10 protein-coding genes are annotated in these 18964 nt (G+C 60.8%); 8 read left to right on the top strand and 2 right to left on the bottom strand.

All coding sequences use genetic code 11. The annotated features are described in order from the left end of the window. The first annotated feature begins 467 nt into the window (after positions 1-467). The 8 genes from J3U87_RS26355 (at position 468) to J3U87_RS26320 (ending at position 16795) form a co-directional block, all read left to right on the top strand. Positions 468-6008 carry a trifunctional serine/threonine-protein kinase/ATP-binding protein/sensor histidine kinase gene (locus J3U87_RS26355; RefSeq protein WP_237378773.1) on the top strand — a complete coding sequence of 1847 codons (5541 nt, stop codon included), beginning with the start codon at positions 468-470 and terminating at the stop codon, positions 6006-6008. Between the two features lie 386 nt (positions 6009-6394). Then, positions 6395-6706, top strand: coding sequence for a hypothetical protein (locus tag J3U87_RS26350; protein ID WP_237378772.1), 312 nt, complete (start codon positions 6395-6397; stop codon positions 6704-6706). 109 nt (positions 6707-6815) lie between these two features. Then, positions 6816-7883 (top strand): ATP-binding protein, encoded by a 1068-nt coding sequence (locus tag J3U87_RS26345; protein WP_237378771.1) that lies wholly within the window; start codon positions 6816-6818, stop codon positions 7881-7883. A 116-nt stretch (positions 7884-7999) separates the two neighbouring features. Beyond that, the gene (locus J3U87_RS26340) at positions 8000-8377 is read left to right on the top strand and encodes a PH domain-containing protein (protein WP_237378770.1); all 378 of its coding nucleotides are present in this window, start codon (positions 8000-8002) and stop codon (positions 8375-8377) included. Between the two features lie 461 nt (positions 8378-8838). Beyond that, a complete protein-coding gene (locus J3U87_RS26335) occupies positions 8839-13929 on the top strand; it encodes a two-component regulator propeller domain-containing protein (protein ID WP_237378769.1) in 5091 nt (1696 codons plus the stop codon). 130 nt (positions 13930-14059) lie between these two features. Continuing rightward, positions 14060-14812, top strand: a complete 753-nt coding sequence (locus J3U87_RS26330) for a helix-turn-helix domain-containing protein (protein ID WP_237378768.1) — start codon at positions 14060-14062, stop codon at positions 14810-14812. Positions 14813-15232: 420 nt separating this feature from the next. Then, the gene (locus tag J3U87_RS26325; protein WP_237378767.1) at positions 15233-15769 is read left to right on the top strand and encodes a GNAT family N-acetyltransferase; all 537 of its coding nucleotides are present in this window, start codon (positions 15233-15235) and stop codon (positions 15767-15769) included. Between the two features lie 132 nt (positions 15770-15901). Continuing rightward, positions 15902-16795, top strand: coding sequence for an AraC family transcriptional regulator (locus tag J3U87_RS26320; protein ID WP_237378766.1), 894 nt, complete (start codon positions 15902-15904; stop codon positions 16793-16795). Positions 16796-17151: 356 nt separating this feature from the next. On the opposite strand, the gene J3U87_RS26315 is transcribed toward J3U87_RS26320, so the two are convergent. Together J3U87_RS26315 and J3U87_RS26310 are read right to left on the bottom strand one after the other, a co-directional pair. Continuing rightward, the gene (locus J3U87_RS26315; protein WP_237378765.1) at positions 17152-17649 is read right to left on the bottom strand and encodes a hypothetical protein; all 498 of its coding nucleotides are present in this window, start codon (positions 17647-17649) and stop codon (positions 17152-17154) included. A 68-nt stretch (positions 17650-17717) separates the two neighbouring features. Then, positions 17718-18377 (bottom strand): hypothetical protein, encoded by a 660-nt coding sequence (locus J3U87_RS26310; RefSeq protein ID WP_237378764.1) that lies wholly within the window; start codon positions 18375-18377, stop codon positions 17718-17720. Between the last annotated feature and the right edge of the window lie 587 nt (positions 18378-18964).

Below are 18964 nucleotides of genomic sequence, written 5' to 3'. Positions count from 1 at the left end.
GTTCGCCTGGATGGCACGGTTTCAGGGTTCAGGGTTCAGGGTTCAGGGTTCAGCAAGATACTTATTCCTAGGTGATTAGTTGACACCTGAAGCCTGACTGCCGATGGCAGTCTGCATTTGATACAAGGCCGGTTCAGCGGGCATCTTTTCAAAACCGTCGTTTCTGGATGGGCGCTGCTAAGCATGCGGGAACATGTGGGATGCAATCCAGCCACTCCGTCCCTCAGACGACCACATCAACTGTGAACGCAACTTGCGCGGGAGTTTTTCCCGCCCATCTCCGCGACCTCCGCGGACTCCGTGGTGAAAAATTCCTGGGCCACTGCATTTCCCGGCCCAGGCCAACCCTCCGCCGAGCCCTCCTCGCAAATCGGGAGGACCAGCAATAGATCGCCCACCAGGTAAACAGTTGCCACCCAACAGGATTAACTGCAAAATGAGAATAGCATCTGCCGCGGGATTCCAAAATGATTCAGCTTCCCGACTACGAAATGGGAAATCAGCTCTTCTCCGGAAAGCGTTCGCGCATCTTTCGGGCGGTACGCCTGCGCGATCAGTTGCCCGTCATCCTCAAACTCCCGCTTCACAAAATCCCTTCCAACGACGACTTGGACCGGCTCCGTCACGAATTCGACATCGGTGGGGCCTTCGAGACGGAGGCGATCGTCCGACACCACGCACTGGAACCGTTTCAGGACGGGTTGGTGCTGGTTCTGGAGGACTTCGGGGCCGTCGACCTAAAGCAGGCAATTCCGGAGGAAGGCCTCGCCGCCAAGGAGTTCCTGGCGATCGCGCGCCAATTGGCCGAGGGCGTGGGTGCCCTCCATCACCAGGGCATCATTCACAAGGACATCAAACCCCGCAACGCCGTCATCAATCGCGACACGGGGCGGGTCAAGATCATCGATTTCAGCACGGCCACCCGAGACCAGCTCCAAGCCAGGCCCGCTTTCGACGTACAGACCGATGGTTGCGAAGACAGCCTGGCCTACATGTCCCCCGAACAGACCGGCCGCATGAGTCGCGCCATCGACAACCGATCCGACTTCTACTCCCTGGGCGCCACCTTCTACGAACTTCTCACCGGCCGGCCACCGTTCCAGGCGACCGATTCGCTGGAATACGTGCACGCCCATCTGGCCCGCAAGCCGGTGCCCCCACACAAAATTCGCGAGAATGTACCGCCAGGCCTCAGCGCGATCGTCATGAAGCTGCTGGCCAAGAGTCCGGACGACCGCTACCAAAGCGCCCACGGCCTGATCGCCGACCTGGTCCATTGTCGCGACCTGCTCGCCGAAAAGGGAGAAATCCCGGAGTTTCCCCCGGGCCGGCAGGACGTGTCCGACCGGTTCCACATCCCTCACCGGCTGTACGGCCGCGACCAGGAACGCGAGCTGCTGATGGCGATGTTCGCCCAGGTCAAGGAAGGTCACTTCAGCACCTTGCTGATTTCCGGGTACTCGGGCATCGGCAAGACCTCCCTGGTCAACGAGCTCCAGGAACCGCTCCTGGAAAGCAACGGATTCTTCGTTTCCGGCAAATTCGAACGGTTGAAACGCCACATCGCCTACAGCGGGATCAGCCAGGCTTTCGAAACCCTGGTGAGTTGGCTGCTTGGCGAAGGTAACGAAACCGTATCGGCCTGGCGCGGGCGCATTCTCGATGCGGTTGGCCCCAACGGGCGCCTGTTGCTGGACGTCATTCCCGATCTGGAACTTCTGATCGGCCCCCAGCCCGAGGTCCCGTTATTGGGTGTGCGCGAAACCCAGTTCCGCTTCAACCAGGTGTTTCGCGACTTCATCGACGTCTTCGCGAGCCACCAGCACCCGCTCGTGCTGTTTCTCGACGACCTGCAATGGGCCGACGTGGCCTCGTTGCGCCTGCTCGAAGAGCTGGTCACCAGCAGCCGTCGCGGGTACCTCCTGTTGATCGGGGCCTTCCGCGACCACGATCTGCAACCCACCGATCCCCTGTTCCTCGGATTGGAACAGCTACGCGCCATCGGCTGTGAATTGGATCGAATCGCCCTGACGCCCCTGGATCCCTCGCACACGCGTCAACTGATCGCCGACACCCTGCACACGGACGCCGAAGAAGTCACCGATCTGGCCAACGAGGTTCACGCCAAAACGCTGGGCAATCCGTTTTTCACCAGCGAATTTCTCAAAACCATCCACCGCAAGGGTTGCCTGACCTTCGATCACGGCAAACAGCGGTGGCGGTGGAGCATCGAGGCGGTTCGCGCCATTCAGGTCAGTGACAACGTGGTGGAATTCCTGGTGAAGCGGCTGGGCGAACTGTCGGAGCGGACGCGCGAAACGCTCTCGCTGGCGGCCTGCCTGGGCAACCACTTTTCGATCGAGGAACTGAGTCTGGTTCGCGAGTGTACGCCGCAGCAGACCATGAACGATCTGTGGGAAGCGGAATCTTTCGGGTTGGTGGCGCCGATCCTGTTGTTCTCCGGATTCGGTCACCCCGACGAAGCGCCGGCCGCGGCGACGCCCTACCGTTTCATTCACGACCGGCTGCACCAGGCGGCCTACACCCTGATTCCCAAGCCGGAGCGTGCGGCCATCCACCTGAAGGTCGGCCGACACCTGGCGCAAAGCCTGACCGGACAACGCCGCGAGGAACGCCTGTTCGCGCTGGTCACCCAACTCAACCGCGGCCGAACCCTGATGCGGGATCCCCAGGAAAAGCTGGAACTGGCGCGACTCAACCTCGCGGCCGGCATGAAGGCCAAAAACGCCACCGCCTACCAGGCCGCGCTGGAACATCTGGAAATCGCCTCGAGCTTCCTACCCGAGGACGCCTGGGACCGGATGCCCGACCTGTCGTTTCACGTTCATTGCGAATTGGCGATCTGCGCATACGGCTGCCGCAACTTCGAGCGCGCCGACGGCCTGTGGGACCTGCTCTGGCAACGCGCGCCGGACGCCCGTACCAAGGCGGAAATCTGTCGGATGCGGCTCTCGCAATACATCGCCGACAGCCGCCTGGAAGAAGCCGCCGAGTTCGGCTACATGGGCCTGGAGAGTCTTGGCACGGCGATGCCCACCAATCCCGGCAATACCGCCATCCTGATTCGCTACCTCAAAATGAAGTGGCTGCTGCGTGGTCGCGAGATCGCCGACCTGATCGATCTTCCCGACCTGGACGATTCGAAGGTCCAGGTGCAGGCCGACATCCTCATGGAACTGGCACTGGTCGGCTACCTCACCAACCACAAGCGCTTGTTGGTCCTGGCCAACCTGATCCGCATGAACCTTTTCCTGGAGCACGGCAACAGCCCCCAGGCGGCTTCGACCTATGCCACCATCGCCATGCTCTCGCTCCACGTCTTCGGCGATTACGAGGCGGGCAAGGCGTTCGGCATGTTGAGCATCGCGCTCAACGAGCGATACGGCGACCTTCGCTACCGCTGTAAAATCCTGGCGGTATACGCCTTGACCGTGCTGCCCTGGTTCGAACACTGGAAGAAGCAGCGGGCCTGGTTCACGCGGGCGATCGAGGCCGGAATCCAGTCCGGCGACTTGATGTACCTCTCCTTCTCCTGCATCTATTTCACCGGGTGGGCGCCCGAAATGGATCTCGACGCGGAAATCGCGGAGGCGGAAACCTACCTGGCGGTGATCAAGGAGAATCGCTACACGGACGCCTGGGAATTGGCCACGCTGTTTCAACAATACCGTCGCAACCTGCGCGGGCTGACGCGGAACCGCTACAGCCTGAGCGACGACGGATGCGATGTGGACCGACTCGCCACCGACTTCCTCGAGCGCGGCTTCGAGCTGGGTACGGCCAACTATTATCGGTTGAACGTGGAGCTGTGCTTTCTCTACGAGGATTTCGATGCGGCCTGGAACTGGCTGCGCAAGCTGATGCCGCTGGGCTCCTCGTTCCTGGGTTTGATTTCCTCGGCGGAAAACTGGCTGTTCGGCTACCTCACCTTCTGCCAAATCCTACCCACGCTTTCCCGCTTCCAGCGCATCGACGCCCGTTCCAAAATGAAACGCATTCGCAAGCGGTTCGCGCGCTGGGCGAACCACTGCCCGGGGAACTTCCAGCACCTCGCCGACTTGGTGGAAGCCGAATGGGCCCGTCTCGAGGGGCGCTTCGAGCAGGCGGAAATGTACTACGGTCGTGCGGCGGTGGCCGCCAAAACCCAGGGCTACCCGCGCTTCGAAGCCCTGATCCAATGGTTGGCCGGGCGATTTTTCCAGCAGCGGGGACTTCATCAGATCGCGGCCCTCTTTCTGCGCCAGGCACACGCGGGTTACGCGAAGCGCGGCGCCCTGGCCAAAGTCCGCTCGCTCGAGGAACGCTATCCGGAAGTGCTGACCGGCGCCCGCACCACCCTTTTCGGCAAAAGCGCCCGTCCCTTCGATTCCGGCATCTTCGAGATTCCCGCCAAGGGTTCCCTCGGCGCCGAAACGATTCGGCAGGAGGTGGAGAATCAGGCCGATGCCTTCGACCTCATGACCGTTTCCAAATCGGCGCTCGCCATTTCACGCGAAATCGAGTTGGACCAACTCCTCCGAAAAATGATGGGCATCATGCTGGAAAGCGCGGGCGCGGAACGGGGCTTCCTGATCCTGGATGAATTCGGGACCCTGTTCATCGAGGCCGAAGCCACCATCGACACCGCCGAGGACGCCGTGCTGCAACACACGCCCTTGGACAAATGCGAGCGATTGAGCCAGAACATCGTGCGCTACGTGATGCGCACCGACGAAACCGTAATCCTGGCCAAGGCGACGGCCGAGGGGCTGTTCACCCAGGACAGCTACATCCAGCGCACCCAGCCCAAGTCCCTGCTCTGCCAGCCTTTCCGCTTCAAGGACCGCAAGGCCGGCGTGCTCTACCTGGAAAACAACCAGGTGGCCGACGCCTTCAGCCGGACCCGCGTGCGCATTCTGGACCTGCTGCTCAGCCAAGCCGCGGTGAGTCTCGAAAACGCCCGCCTGTACGCCGATACGCAGGCGCTCAACAAAGCCCTGAAACGCGAAATCGAGGAGCGCAAGACGGCCGAAGCCGAGGTCCGGGCCCTCAACGAGAACCTGGAACAACGCGTGACCCAACGCGGTCGCCAACTGGAGGCGGCCCAGAAGGAACTGTTGGAAAGCGCGCACCAGGCCGGCATGGCGGAAATCGCCACCTCGGTGTTGCACAACGTGGGCAACATCCTCAACAGCGTGACCACCGCCGGCCAGATGATTCAGGACACCATCGATCGTTCGCGCCTGCGCGGCCTGATCAAGGCCAACCAAATGCTGCGGAACCACTTGGACGATCTTCCCGCATTCCTGGCCGAGGATCCCAAGGGCATGAACCTGATGCGCTTCTACCTGGAAATGGATCGAGTGCTCCAACTCGAATCGAAACAGATCAGCGATCACGTGGCGCGCCTGAACCAGAAGGTCGATTCGATTCGCGACGTGATCATGGCCCAGCAGCGATACGCGGCCGGCGGTTTTTGCGACGAGTTGCTGGAGTTGAGCCACGTGGTCGACGCGGCCCTGAACCTCCTGGGACTGGACCTCGCCCACCACGGCGTGACCGTCAAACGGGACATCCAGCCGACCCCACCGGTCTGGATCCAAAAGGTCAAGTTGGTGCACGTCCTGGTGAACATGTTGCGCAACGGGTACGAGGCCATGTCCGATACGCCGCCGAACGAGCGATACCTCGAGATTCGCCTGCAAACGAAGGAACACGAGGTGATGTTGAGCGTGACCGATCGGGGCATCGGCATTCAGGCGTCCGATCTCTCGCGGGTGTTCAGCCACGGGTTCACCACCAAATCCAAGGGGTTCGGATTGGGCCTGCACGCCAGCGCCAACTCGATTCGCGAGATGGGCGGGCGCATTTGGGTCGAATCGGACGGGCGTGGCTGTGGCGCCACCTTCCTCATGGCGTTCCCGATCCCCACGGAAGAAGACCACGAGCAGGCGCCGGCCTCGATCCACGCCGATCCACCGAAAGATCTGGTGCGCAGCGGCCATTGATCGGCATCGTCAGCGCTGTTCCGGTCTCTTGACGGTATCCGCCCGAAGTGCCCGGATTGATCGCCGGGAGATCCGTCGTGCCTGGACGGTACCCGCTGCGAGGCCACTCTTTCCGGGAACGAGGCAACCGAATGACGCGACCCTGGCCAATTCTCATCGCCAGTCTCCCGCCTCGCGACGCCGATCCAGACCATCCATCGAGCTGATCGGCGATGCCAAGGCCCGAGCCGGGTCGGCAAACCATCCAGTGCCTTTCCAACCGGTTTTTGATAGAGTTAGGAGCGGTGCTTCAGCACGCGACTATGATGTAAAAGGGAATGCCGGTTCGACGCCTTGATTCTTATTTCGGTGGTGTCGCGCGGGCGTTCGATTACCGAGGATGTATCATGAAAAGTTTGTTTCGTTCCCTGATGTTGATTTTGACGCTCTGTCTCCCAATGGCCGCCATCGCCGCATCGACCGGCAGTACCACCGACAAGGCCAAGAGCGAGGCTACTTCGAAGGCCAAGTCCGACGCTGCCAAGAAGAAATACGAGGCCGACGCCAAGAAACACAAGGCCGACAAGGCCAAGTCCGACGCCAAGGACGCCAAGAACCAACCCAAGAAAAAGGCGAACTCCAAAAAGGCCGAAGAAAAGAACAAGGCCGCCAACAAGACCAAGTCCAAAGCGAATAAAAAACTCAAAAAGAAGTGGTAGAACCTTCACTTCCATCGTGGTGGCCAGTCGTCGGTAACGCGGTCTGGCCTCCGTCGTTCGATTACATGCGTGCCCTGCGCGGCAACATTCGAGGAGCCCAGTTCCATCCATGAAAAAGGCATCGTTCGGTTCAGCGGAAGGATTGCAGAAATTCCAGGAATACTGTGAGGAAAGGGCCCGCCAGGCGCGGGAGGCACGCGAGGCCGCCGAACGAACGTCCCCAGCCGCAAAGCGTTGCCCGCTGTGCAAGGGCAAAGGGTATACCTGGAAGGAGATCGACGGTTACCGTCACGTGGTCCGCTGCGTATGCCAGAAACGATTGATCGCCCGCAAGGCACTGCGCGAGGCCGGCGTCCCCGAAAAGTTCTGGGACACCACCCTGTTCGATCCGGCCGAGGACGACCGCGATCCGTTTCGTCCCTACGGCGGGCCTGGCCGCGATCCCGTGGCGATCGGTTCCCAAAAGCACGCGCTCAGCGTCTGCCGCGAACTGCGCGACCTTTACCTCGAAGCCTTTCTCCACCACAAGCAGATGAAGGACATGTACGGGCTCATGCTCTTCGGCGACTCGGGCCGCGGCAAGACACGCCTCATCTGTTCCCTGCTCTCGGATCTGATTCACGCCGGCCTGCACTCGGTACGTTTCATCGAGTACAACGAACTGTTCAAGTTGATTCGTTTCAGCTTCAACAACAAGCAGATCAGCTACAAGGGCATCTTCGACAACCTGCTGCGCGCCAAAATCCTGGTGATCGACGATCTCGGTACCGAACTGGGCGGCGATCTGACCTGGGCCCTGGACAACATCGGCTACATCATCAACGAACGCTACACGGCCAGCCTGCCGACCCTGTTTACCAGCAACTACTGGGAATCGATTCCCAACCAGACCAATCGTCGCGGCAGGCCCACCGGCTCGGAAAACGACAAGAAACTGTTCGAAGGCAATTCCTGGGACATGAAACGCACCCTCGAACGCCAGAACGCGGATTCGGCGAGTTCCGGCAAGCAAAAGAACCTCGAAGAACGCGTCAGCTACCGCCTTCGCTCCCGCATTCGCGAAATGTGCCTCGAAGTCCACGTCGAGGGCTTCGACTACCGCAACCGCATCGCCAAGAACCGCGATCTATTGCGCCAAAAGGAACAGTGGAAAAACGAGAAAAGCGGCGGCTCCTGAGCCGCATCGTCGGTCCTCATCCGAAGATCTCGGTCGAAAACGGACCAAGAGGGTTCCGTTTCCCGCCGGACATACAGGGGCTCTCCCCCGCCAATCGAATGCAAAGGAGATGAGTCATGGGATTGATCAGCGGCCTGATGGGCAACGCTTCCGAGGTTACCGTCGAGAAGATCGAAAAAGAGTACGGCAAACTGCTGGCATCACACGAGTCGGTCAAGCGCGCCTTCAAACTGGTACGCGACCTTTTCATTTTCACCGACAAGCGCCTGATCCTCGTGGACAAGCAGGGAATCACCGGCAAAAAGGTGGAGTACCACTCGATTCCCTACAAATCGATTTCCCATTATGCGGTGGAGACCTCGGGTCACTTCGACCTGGATGCCGAGCTGAAGATCTACATTTCCAGCAACCCGAATCCCATCCAAAAGCAATTCAAGAAGGACGGCAACATCTACGAGGTCCAGCGGACCCTCTCGGAGTTCCTGCTCTCCTGAACCGCTCCCCTCCCTCCAGCCGGTTCCGCGCAGGAACACCGGTGCATCGTCCGCCAATTTGGGAAGGGCTCGATCGCCAGGCATGGTCATCGGAGTTCCGGGAATCGCAGGAGGCAACGGATGAGTACCCCGCCGGGACCCGATAGCCGATGCCGTTACCGTACCCATCCAAGCGAACCACCTCGACAGTGACGACCACCCCGTTTTCGGATCGACACCAAACCGAGCCCTGCCACGCGACCTCACGCGATGTTACACTGGTAGACCCCTTCCGAAAAGTGTGCGCGACCACCAGGCGGTCGTGCCCATTGCCGCAATGATTGGCCATTTCGGACGAGGGATTTTCCATCCGATATCATCGATTGGTCCCGTACGACCAGCCGGAATCAAGGCCAGTGCTTGTGATTGAAATGCGCTCTACCATCCGCCGAAGCCCATGGTTCGCGTGGGGATTCGGTCTCTTGACGCTGTGGCTCGGCACGCCGGTCGACCTCCTCGCGCAGCATCGCCATTTGCGCTTCTCGCACCTGACCACCTCCGACGGCCTCTCCCAAACCAACGCCAAGGTCATCGTTCAGGACAATCGGGGATTCATCTGGATCGGCACCGACGACGGGCTCAACCGCTACGATGGCTACGCGTTCGAGGTCTTCCGCCATCGCCCGGACCAACCAGGCAGCATTCCCAACAACGAGATCACCGCACTCTGCCCCGAACCCTCGGGCACCCTGCTGGTGGGCACGCCCGAAGGCCTCGCCCGCCATCACGAAGATGGGCGCTTCGAGACGCTGAACCTGGGCCTGGTACCCAATGGCCGCAAGGACCCCTTCTCGGTCAGTGCGCTTTCGATCGATCGGGACGGCACGATTTGGGTCGGTACCAGTCACTACGGCCTGGTGGCGATCGACCGGGACGGCCGTCCCCGGCTCATGCTGGCCGACCGCACCATCACCACCCTATACGAGGACCATTACTATCGCCTTTGGGTCGGTACGCGCTCGGGCCTGTACCGGCTCGACGAGATCGGCGGCGATTTCCTTCAACGCGATCCCTGCCCAGCGGAATCGACGGCACGACCCCATCCGGGCCGATCCTCGATTTCGGCGGTCCTCGAAGATCATCGCGGCGACCTTTGGATCGGCACCCGTCGCGGACTGCTCCGTTTGCCTTCGGAAGGCGGGCCGTGCACATGGCTCCTACACCGGCCGGATCTGCCGAACGGCTTGAGCAGCAACGAGATCCGCACCCTGGTCGAAGACCGATTCGGCAATCTCTGGATCGGGGGCGCCAATGGCATCACGCTGCTCGATCCTGATCGGCGTAGCTTTTCCCATTTCCGCCACGCAGCGGCCGATCCCGACTCGCCGCGTACCGACAAAATCCGCTCGGCGTTCATCGACCGGGCCGGCGTGATTTGGATCGGCCAAGATGGTGGCGGCCTGTTGAAAATCAGCGAAGCGAGTCTGCGCTTCGAAAATTACCGCCCCCAGCCGAACGCGCCGGAAAAGGGTTTGAGTCATCGCATCATAACCGCGTTCCACCGCGACCATCGCGGCGAGCTGTGGGTGGGCACCTACGGCGGCGGGTTGAATCGCTGCAATCCCGAGGATCCCCACGCCCCCGTACGCGTATTGCGCGCGGCGCCCGGCTCGGAACCCCATTTGACCCATGACGACGTCCTGGCCCTAGCCGAAACACCGGACGGCGCACTGTGGGCCGGTACCTACGTGGGACTCAACCGCATCGCTCCCGATCGGCGACAAATCCGCCGCTTCGTCGCCGATCCCGGCCAACCGCAGGCCCTGACCGACTCGTTCGTGATCGATTTGCTGGCCGACCGTCAGGGGCGCCTTTGGATCGCCACCAACGGCGGCGGCCTGAACCGCTGGCATCCCGAAACGGACGGCTTCCAGGCCCTGCGCCATGCAGCCGACGAGCCGGGCAGCCTCAGCAGCGACAACCTTTCCTGCCTCGCCGAGGACGAAGCCGGCCGCCTGTGGATCGGCACCTGGTCCCACGGCCTGAATTGGTTCGATCCCGAAACCGGTTTCCTCCAGCGCTTCCGCGCCCGCGCCACCGAACGGGACGCGGGCCTCAGCGACGACGCCATTTTTGCGCTCCACATCGCCGACGAGCGTACCGTTTGGGTCGGGACCCGGCACGGCGGCCTGAACCGCCTGAATCCACGTGGCGGTTCGGTAGAAATCTACAGCGAGGCACAAGGCCTGCCCAACGCCAGCGTGTACGGCATCCAGCCGGATCACCGCGGACACCTGTGGCTCAGCACCAACCAGGGCATCACCCGGTTCGACCCGGAGCGACGCACGTTTCACGATTACACCCTCACCGACGGCATCCAGGGCAACGAGTTTTGTCGCGGGGCTTCCTATCGCGACCCCGCCGGCATGCTCTACTTCGGCGGAGATCAAGGGTTCACCAGGTTTTTCCCCGCGAATCTCCAACCCTTCGAGGTGCCGCCCCTCGCCGTCGCCGTCACCGAAATCACCATCGACAACCTAGACGCACGCGGGCGCTGGCGCCATCCACCGGAATCCTCGACGAACCTGGCCGAGCTCACTTATCGCGATCGCTCTTTGACGTTTGCCTTCGCCGGGTTGGATTTCACCGAGCCGAGCCGCAACCGGTTCCGCTATCGATTGGAGGGATTCGATCGCGACTGGCAGGCCACCGACGCGGGCAAGCGTTTCGCGACCTACACCAACCTCGATCCCGGTCCCTATCGGTTCCGCGTCGAAGCCGCCGGGTACCACGGCGACTGGCACGAGATGGGAACCCCCCTTCGCTTTCGGGTGTTGCCGCCCCCCTGGCGAACCTGGTGGGCCTACACACTTTACGGAACCTTCCTGTGTGCCTCGATCATCGCGGTCTGGCGCAACCAGCAACGCAAACTGGCCAAGGAACGGGCAATGGTCCAGCAATTACGAGAGCTGGACTCGATGAAGGACGAGTTCCTGACCGTCACTTCCCACGAATTGCGGACCCCACTGCACGGCATCATCGGCCTGACCGAATCGCTCCTGGACGGCGTGGCCGGCGACGTGAATCCCGCCCTCGGCCAAAACCTGGAAATGGTGGTCGGCAGCGCCAGACGCTTGACCAACCTGGTCAACGGCATCTTGGATTTCCACCAAATTCGCAACCACGGCCTGCACCTCCAGATCGCGGCGGTTGACCTGAAAACCCTGGTGGACGTGGTGCTGACCCTTTCGGCACCGCTGGCGAACGCCAAGAACCTGAAACTCGAGAACGGGATCGCCGCGGATACGCCGGCGGTGGCCGGGGACGAGAGCCGCCTCCAACAAGTGCTCTACAACCTGATCGGGAACGCCATCAAGTTCACGGAAGAAGGCGGCGTGCGGATCACGGCCCGATACGATGGGGAATCCGTCTACGTGGAGGTCATCGATACGGGCATCGGCATCGCCGCGGACAAGGTCGAACGCATCTTCGAGGCCTTCGAGCAAAGCGATTCGTCGATCGCGCGCACCTACGGCGGGACCGGCTTGGGCTTGGCCATCACCCAACGCCTGATCCAGATGCACGGTGGGTCCATCTCGGTCCAAAGCCGCCTGGACGAAGGTAGCGTCTTTCAATTCACGCTTCCCTTGGCCGACGAACCCGCCGATCCGGCCCCGACCCAGGATATCGGGGCCGCCGAAAAGGCCGCACCGGCCAACCCCGCCGATCCGATCGTGGCCGACCGGGAAATCGTGCAGGGGCCGGCCGTGGAGCCGACCGCCACCGCCTTCCGCATCTTGGTGGTGGATGACGAACCCGTCAATCGCCAGGTTCTGTTGAACCAACTACGCCCCCGGCACGCGCGGGTGGACGAGGCCTCTTCGGGTACCGAGGCCCTCGCGATGCTGAGCTCGGACCCTGCTTACGATCTGGTGCTCCTGGACATCATGATGCCGCGCATGTCCGGCTACGAGGTGTGCCGGCACATTCGCGAACGATTCGCGTTTCACGAGCTGCCGGTGATCTACTTGACCGCCAAGACGAGCACCCAGGATTTGGTCGCGGCCTTCGCGAGCGGCGCCAACGATTTCCTCAGCAAGCCGGTCGGCAAGGAAGAGCTTCACGCTCGCATGAAAACCCATTTGGATCTGCTGGCACTCAACCGGGAACTGGAGCAGAAGGTCGGCGAACGTACCGCAGCTTTGGAAGCACGCAACCTCGAATTGAGTACCCTGAACCACATCGTGCAGACCATCAATCGCGAAATGGATTTGGAAGACGTGGTGAAAGCCCTGCTGAAAGAGGCCTTCACCGTCATCCCGAACGCGGCCCGCGGCGCCTTCCTCATTCGGCGCAAACACCACTCGGGATTTCGGATGTTGTCCGCACATCGGGATGTCGAACCCCAATGGCAGACGATGTCCCTCTCGAACGAGGCCTTGGCCGGCCTTTCCGGCTGTGGCGACACGCTGCCGATGGGGCAATCGGTGGTACGCATTTGCGGGCAGAGCCACGAAAGCGACGCGGTTCTGCCGGGATTCGCGCGATTCCACGCCAGGCTGGTGATGACCCTGGTTCGCGGCGAAGAGCAACTGGGCTTGCTGCTCTTGGACAGTACCGCGCCCGACGCGCCTTTCGCCGATGCGGATGTGGCCATCCTGCAGCATTACCACGAGCATGCGGTTTCGGCCGTCAACAAGGCGGCGACCTTGGACGACCTCGCCAAGGCCCAGGGTGCGTTGGTGGGTGCGGCGCATACCGCGGGCATGGCCGAGGTGGCCAATTCGGTGCTGCACAACGTGGGCAACATTCTCAACAGCGTGGTCACCTCCGGCCAAGTACTGGACGGGCTTTTGAATCGGGACCGAGAACTGGGTTTGTTGGCCCGTCTGGCGGATCTGTTGGCATCCCAAGTGGATGATTTGTCCCGTTTCTTCGCCGAAGACGAGCGGGCTCAGATGGTGGTACCGACCATTGCGCGCATCAATGCCAGCCTGCAGCAACGTCACGAGCAGGCGCATCACGAAAACGCGACCCTGATGCGCCACCTTGCCGCGATAAGGTCGGTCATCCGCGAACAAATGAAGTTCTCCGACGTCAAGGGGCCCCAGCATCCCAGCGACCTCAATCGCCTCATTTCCGACGGCTTGAATATGGAAACCTACATGCTGCGCGATCGCGGCATCGAAGTGACACTGGATCTCCAGCCTTTACCGCTGGTGGTGGTCGAGCGCTCCAAGGTGATTCGCATTTTCTTCTATCTGCTCAAGAACTCGTTGGACGCCATGCGCGACCTGGCTTCACCGGAATTGGGCGTCCGATCCTATGCGACCGGCGACCGCGCGGTCCTGGAGATGACGGACAACGGCACCGGTATCGCGCAGGATCATTTGTCGCAGCTCTTCACACAGGGATTCTCCACCAAGCCCAACCACCACGGATTCGGCCTGCACTATTGCGCCAACGCCATGAACGAGATGGCGGGGTCGGTGGAAATCCACAGTGATGGACCAGGCCAAGGCACGCGTGTGCGTTTGATCTTTCCGGTAGAGCGCCCCGAAACGGTCAACTGAGTCGCGGCACCGAGGATCGACGCGATGGTCTCGAGCCATCGAAAAACGAAACGATGGCAAGTGAGGGGTGGTTGAAAAGTATCGATATGCGATACCATGGCCCAATCACTTCCAGCGAGATCCATTACCCATGCTCGAAACACCACTCATTCTGGAAACCCTCAAAGGAACGTTGCGCCGCCAGAAGATCACCTACGCCCGCGTCGCCGAGCATTTGGACTTGAGCGAAGCGAGCATCAAGCGCCTGTTCACGCGCGGCGGCTTTACTCTCGAACGATTGGAGCAAATCTGTGCCCTGGCGGGCATTCGATTGTGCGACCTGATCCGCCAGGCCGAATCGAACCCCGAGGCGATTTCAGCCTTGACCCCGGACCAGGAGCGCGAGCTGGTCGACGATCCGGTATTGCTGTTGGTCACCTTCCTGGCACTCAATTCCTGGACCCTCGCCGAAATCCTGGCTTGCTACGATTTGGGTGAGGCGGACGTTTTGCGCCGGCTGCTGCGCCTGGACCGGCTGGGCATGATCGAGTTGCTGCCCGACAACCGGGTCCGCCGATTGGTGGCGCGTAATTTCAGTTGGCGGCCGGGCGGGCCGGTTCAGCGTTATTTCGAGAGTCAGGTGCGCCGCGATTTTTTAGAGAGTTCGTTCAACGATCCCGGTGAGCACCTGCGTTTTGCCGGCGGCATGCTGTCACGCGAGAGTTTGACCCGCATGGAGCAGTCGATCGACAAGTTGTTGGCGGAGATGGATCGCCTGATTCAGCAAGACAGCGATTTGCCGCTGGAAGAGAAATTCGGCACCGCCGCGATCTTCGCGATTCGCCCCTGGGAGATGCCCGCGTTCAAGCAATACCGCAAGGTGGAGCGACGCAAGCCGAAGTGAGCGATTGCGGCACATGGCTCTGGGGATTTTTTTTACCACAAAGTCGCCGCCCAGGCCGGTGGCCGGAATGCCGGACCACGGAATGCCGGACCACGGAATGCCGGACCAGCGGGCATACCCGCTCGATTTCGAGAGAGAAACAGCATACCTGGTGTCTGGCGAAGGGACGTGGGTCGTTCATCCGAAAAATGAAGCGGGAACCCATGAACATCGGAAAGCAGGAAAGGACCGGCATTTGGACACATCATGGCCCTGCTTTTCCAGGTTTTCTTCATTCCTGCCTTCCTGATCAAGATTTGGCGACGGCAAGACCCAGCTCAGGTTGAACGCACCCTTTTGTTTCGAGAGAGGACACAGGGAACCCGGAGACAACCGGACTGAGAATGGAAACGAGCGGTATGATATGGACGGAGGATGCCGTTGACTTCCCGATTCCGACGCTTCGAACCCATCGACACCGCGCGATGTCGCATTCGCAGGTTCCGGCCTGAAGACCTGGAACCGTTCGCGGCATTCATGGCCGACACAACCGCCACCGCCTATCTCCCCTTCCCCGACGAACACAAAACGCGTGCGGGGGCGCGACAGCTCCTCGAAGCCACGCTGGCATCCTATGATTCGGATCGACCGATGTTCGCACTCGCGGTGGAAGCACGCACCAATGGCCGGTTCGCGGGCTTTTGCGGCGTGAACCCGCTCGACGAAACCACCGCGGAAATCATGTACGCGGTGATCCCCGGCGCAAGCGGCCAGGGTTACGCTACCGAGATCGCAGCCGCATTGGCGAATTTCGCGATCGAGAAACTCGGCTTTCGTCGGCTGGTGGCCTTTATCGTCCCCGCCAACGAGCCTTCGAAAGTCGTGGCGGCAAAGGCCGGCTTCGCGGACGAGGGCCTGGTCGAGCATGCGAATTTTTCGGAAAAGGTACACCGGTTCGCCTACACGCCCGACTTGTGAGCCGAGCACGGGCGTCGACTCGGTAGCGGCTCTTGGGGACATGAGCGTACGTTGGGCGAAGAACCGCAAGATCGGAAAAGCGGACACCGGAACCTCGTGGGATGATGCCTTCGAGCGACGGAGAGAGGAACCATGAGTACCCACGACCACCCGAAAAACGAAGCGTATCGACAACGCCTGTACCGCGCGCTGCTCTTCATCGAGGCGAACCTGGATCGACAGCTTTCCTTGGCGGAAGTCGCGAGCCAGGCGAACCTGTCGCCCTACCACTTTCACCGCATCTTCCACGCACTGGTCGGCGAAAGCCTGGGCATTTACCTACGCCGCATCCGACTGGAACGGGCGGCCCTTCACCTTCAATTCGTTCCAGCCTCGGTGACCGAAGTCGGCTATGCCGCCGGCTACGGCTCCCCCTCGGCGTTCACCAAGGCCTTTCACCGCCATTTCGGGGTTTCGCCCAGCGATTTCCGGCGGCAAAAGCGGTCTTCGGATTCCTCCGCTCCCATGCGTTCCACACATCATCTTTCGAAGGAACATTCCATGTCTGAACCCTACGCCCCTCTGCACTTTCGGACCGTCCCGCCCCAACCAGTCCTGTTCGTTCGCGAAAACGGCACCTATCCCGAGGCCGCGCCCAAGGCCTGGGCCAAGCTCATGCGCTTCGCCCGAACCATGAACCTCGTCGACGAAGAGACGCTCCGCTTCGCCATCGCCTACGACGATCCGGACATCACGGAGGCGTCCCAACTTCGCTACGATGCCTGCATCGCCGTCTCTCCAGAGATCGCGGCCGAAGGCGATGTGGGCCGCCAAACCCTAGCCGGCGGCCGCTACGCAATCTTCCTGCACCAAGGCCCTTACCGCCTGCTGGAAACCACCTGTTCCAGGGTATTCGGAGAATGGCTTCCCACCAGCGACCACCGTTTGCGCGACGCTCCCTGCCTGACCCGCCCCCTCGATCTCGACCCCCCGTCGGTGCGGCCGGAAGACCTGCGCACCGAATATTGGGTACCCATCGAGGGTTGACCGGAGGCCGCCGTCCGCTGCTTCGGGCACGAACCCGACAAACTTCGACGAGGAACCAAAGCACAGGCACGTTCGCCATGGTGGCCCCGCTGGCGAACCGGTCTCCCTATCGCTAAGCAGGATCGCGATCGGGACCATCGGTAGCGTTCGCTCGCAATCTCGAAGAACGTATCGGCGGAGTTCCCAAGCGAAACCGGCTTCGACCATCAGCCTTCAGCGAACCTGGTGAGCATGCGAATCCGACCGAGATCGGGTTCCGAAGCGCCGATCACGTGCCCATCCAGGCGACCCAAAGCGGCCCTTGCGGGCTTTTTGGTTCCGGATGGGCACCGTTCACCCGATGCTCGGAGCCGGCATCACTGCAACGCGCCAATTCCGGCAAGTACCCCGATGACCACCACCATCAAAATCGAAAGAACGATCGAACCCAGCATCAGGATCCCGATGCTCTTCCAAAACTTCCGCTGGTGCTCCATCGCCGCTTCCAGCTCCCGCACGTCGCGACTTTGAACCAGGCTGTCCATGGAGCCCGCGTAGCGCCAGAGAAAAATCGACGGCAACAGGTACACGAAACTCATGACCGTGTAAAGGGCCCCCACCGCCAGGTTGATGCCGCCTTCGGCGGTACTGCCGGTGGCCATCAGGAAGACGCCGAGTCCCAACATGAAGACCCCGCCGAGCAGGGTCATGCCTCCGCCGAAAAAGCCGAAGAACGCCATGACGCGAACCCAGGTGCGCGTTCCATTGAGTGATTCCACGATCGGACTGGTGACCTGTGCCGACCTGCCTGCGGGAGGTTCCCTCACCGCCGAAAAATCCGCCTCGGGTGCCGCGAAAGCATTGTTTCCATCCATATTCTGGCGCTCCTTGACCATCGAATTTTCCACTGCGAACTCGGCCACGCCACGCGTGACCCTATATCTCACAATCGATCTATCTTTCGGCAGATGTCCACCCAGGCCTCAATTTCTTTGATCTCCGAGACATAGCGACAGTTCATGATTTGAACCCGGTCGCGACCCAGCTCCTTCTCGCGGAGCTGATCGACCTCCAGGTCGACCAGGATCTCCACATGGCCCAGTGTCAATTTGGCGGCCAGGAACCGGAATCCGGTTTCGAACTTGTGCTTGCCCCGGTTGACCAGGGCCACGGAGGACCGCGACACGTCCCAGATGTACATCTTCAGCGATTTCATATCGTCCAAGAACGCTTCTTCCTCACTGATTGCCAGTACGGCAACCGCCTTGGGATACACGAAAAAGTGGGACTCCTTGGGTTGCGCCTTGAGTGATTCCAGTTCGGCGGGCATGTCACAATAAAACAGGACCCGCCCCCGAACGTCGTGGGTCATATGGGTGACCCGAGTTTGGAAATAGACATCCAACGAAGGGATTCGCACCGCCAGGGTTTGATCGCGCAAGGCCTCGGTGAAGCCATACACGATGAACTTTTTGGGATCGTAGCGAAAAACGGCACCCTTGTGGATCTGGTACCCTTCCGCATAGCTCAACTCGAGCTCGATGCCCTTCTTCTTGGCCTTGGACATGACTTTTTCAGCTTTACTACCGAACAAAAGCCCCATCGACGTCTCCATTTCCCACGCCCATCGTGCGGACGTGGCCGGCACACCATGATTGGCTCCACCATCGGATGCCGACCCGACGGGAATTACGGTGCTGCGCCCAACGACCTCTGACATAACGAATAGGGTGCGATACGCTGGAATGCTTGATACCAAGGTGAGCGATCGGGTTTCAGCAACCGGACATCGACATCGGAACGAACAACGGTTTCCGCAGTTGCGGCCATTCACCCGACAGACTGGGGTGAAACATCAAATGGTTGTGGCTCCATGACGGGCGTCCGGTACCTGAGACCGGATCGATCGATTGAGGTTGAAACCTCTACATGGTACCGAATTTGTCGACGATTCGGTAGGCAAGATCGCGAATCGGAGTGGTCCGACCACGACGAACCGTCTCGTTCACCTTCTCGATCGGTAGGCCCGTCCACCTCGCGAACGCTCCTCGTTCCGGTAAGGATTACTTAGGCTCAACCATCATGAATTCACGGAGTTAGATTCGATCGCCGGAGAAACCGAACGAAAACCAGCGGTCGAAATTCAGGCTCCTTTCCCTTAGAATGGGCGAGTACATTTTGATGTATGTC

This window comes from Sulfidibacter corallicola (assembly GCF_017498545.1).
Lineage (GTDB): Bacteria > Acidobacteriota > Holophagae > Acanthopleuribacterales > Acanthopleuribacteraceae > Sulfidibacter > Sulfidibacter corallicola.
Note: the sequence above shows the minus strand (reverse complement) of the source record. Positions and strands in the feature narration are given on the sequence as shown.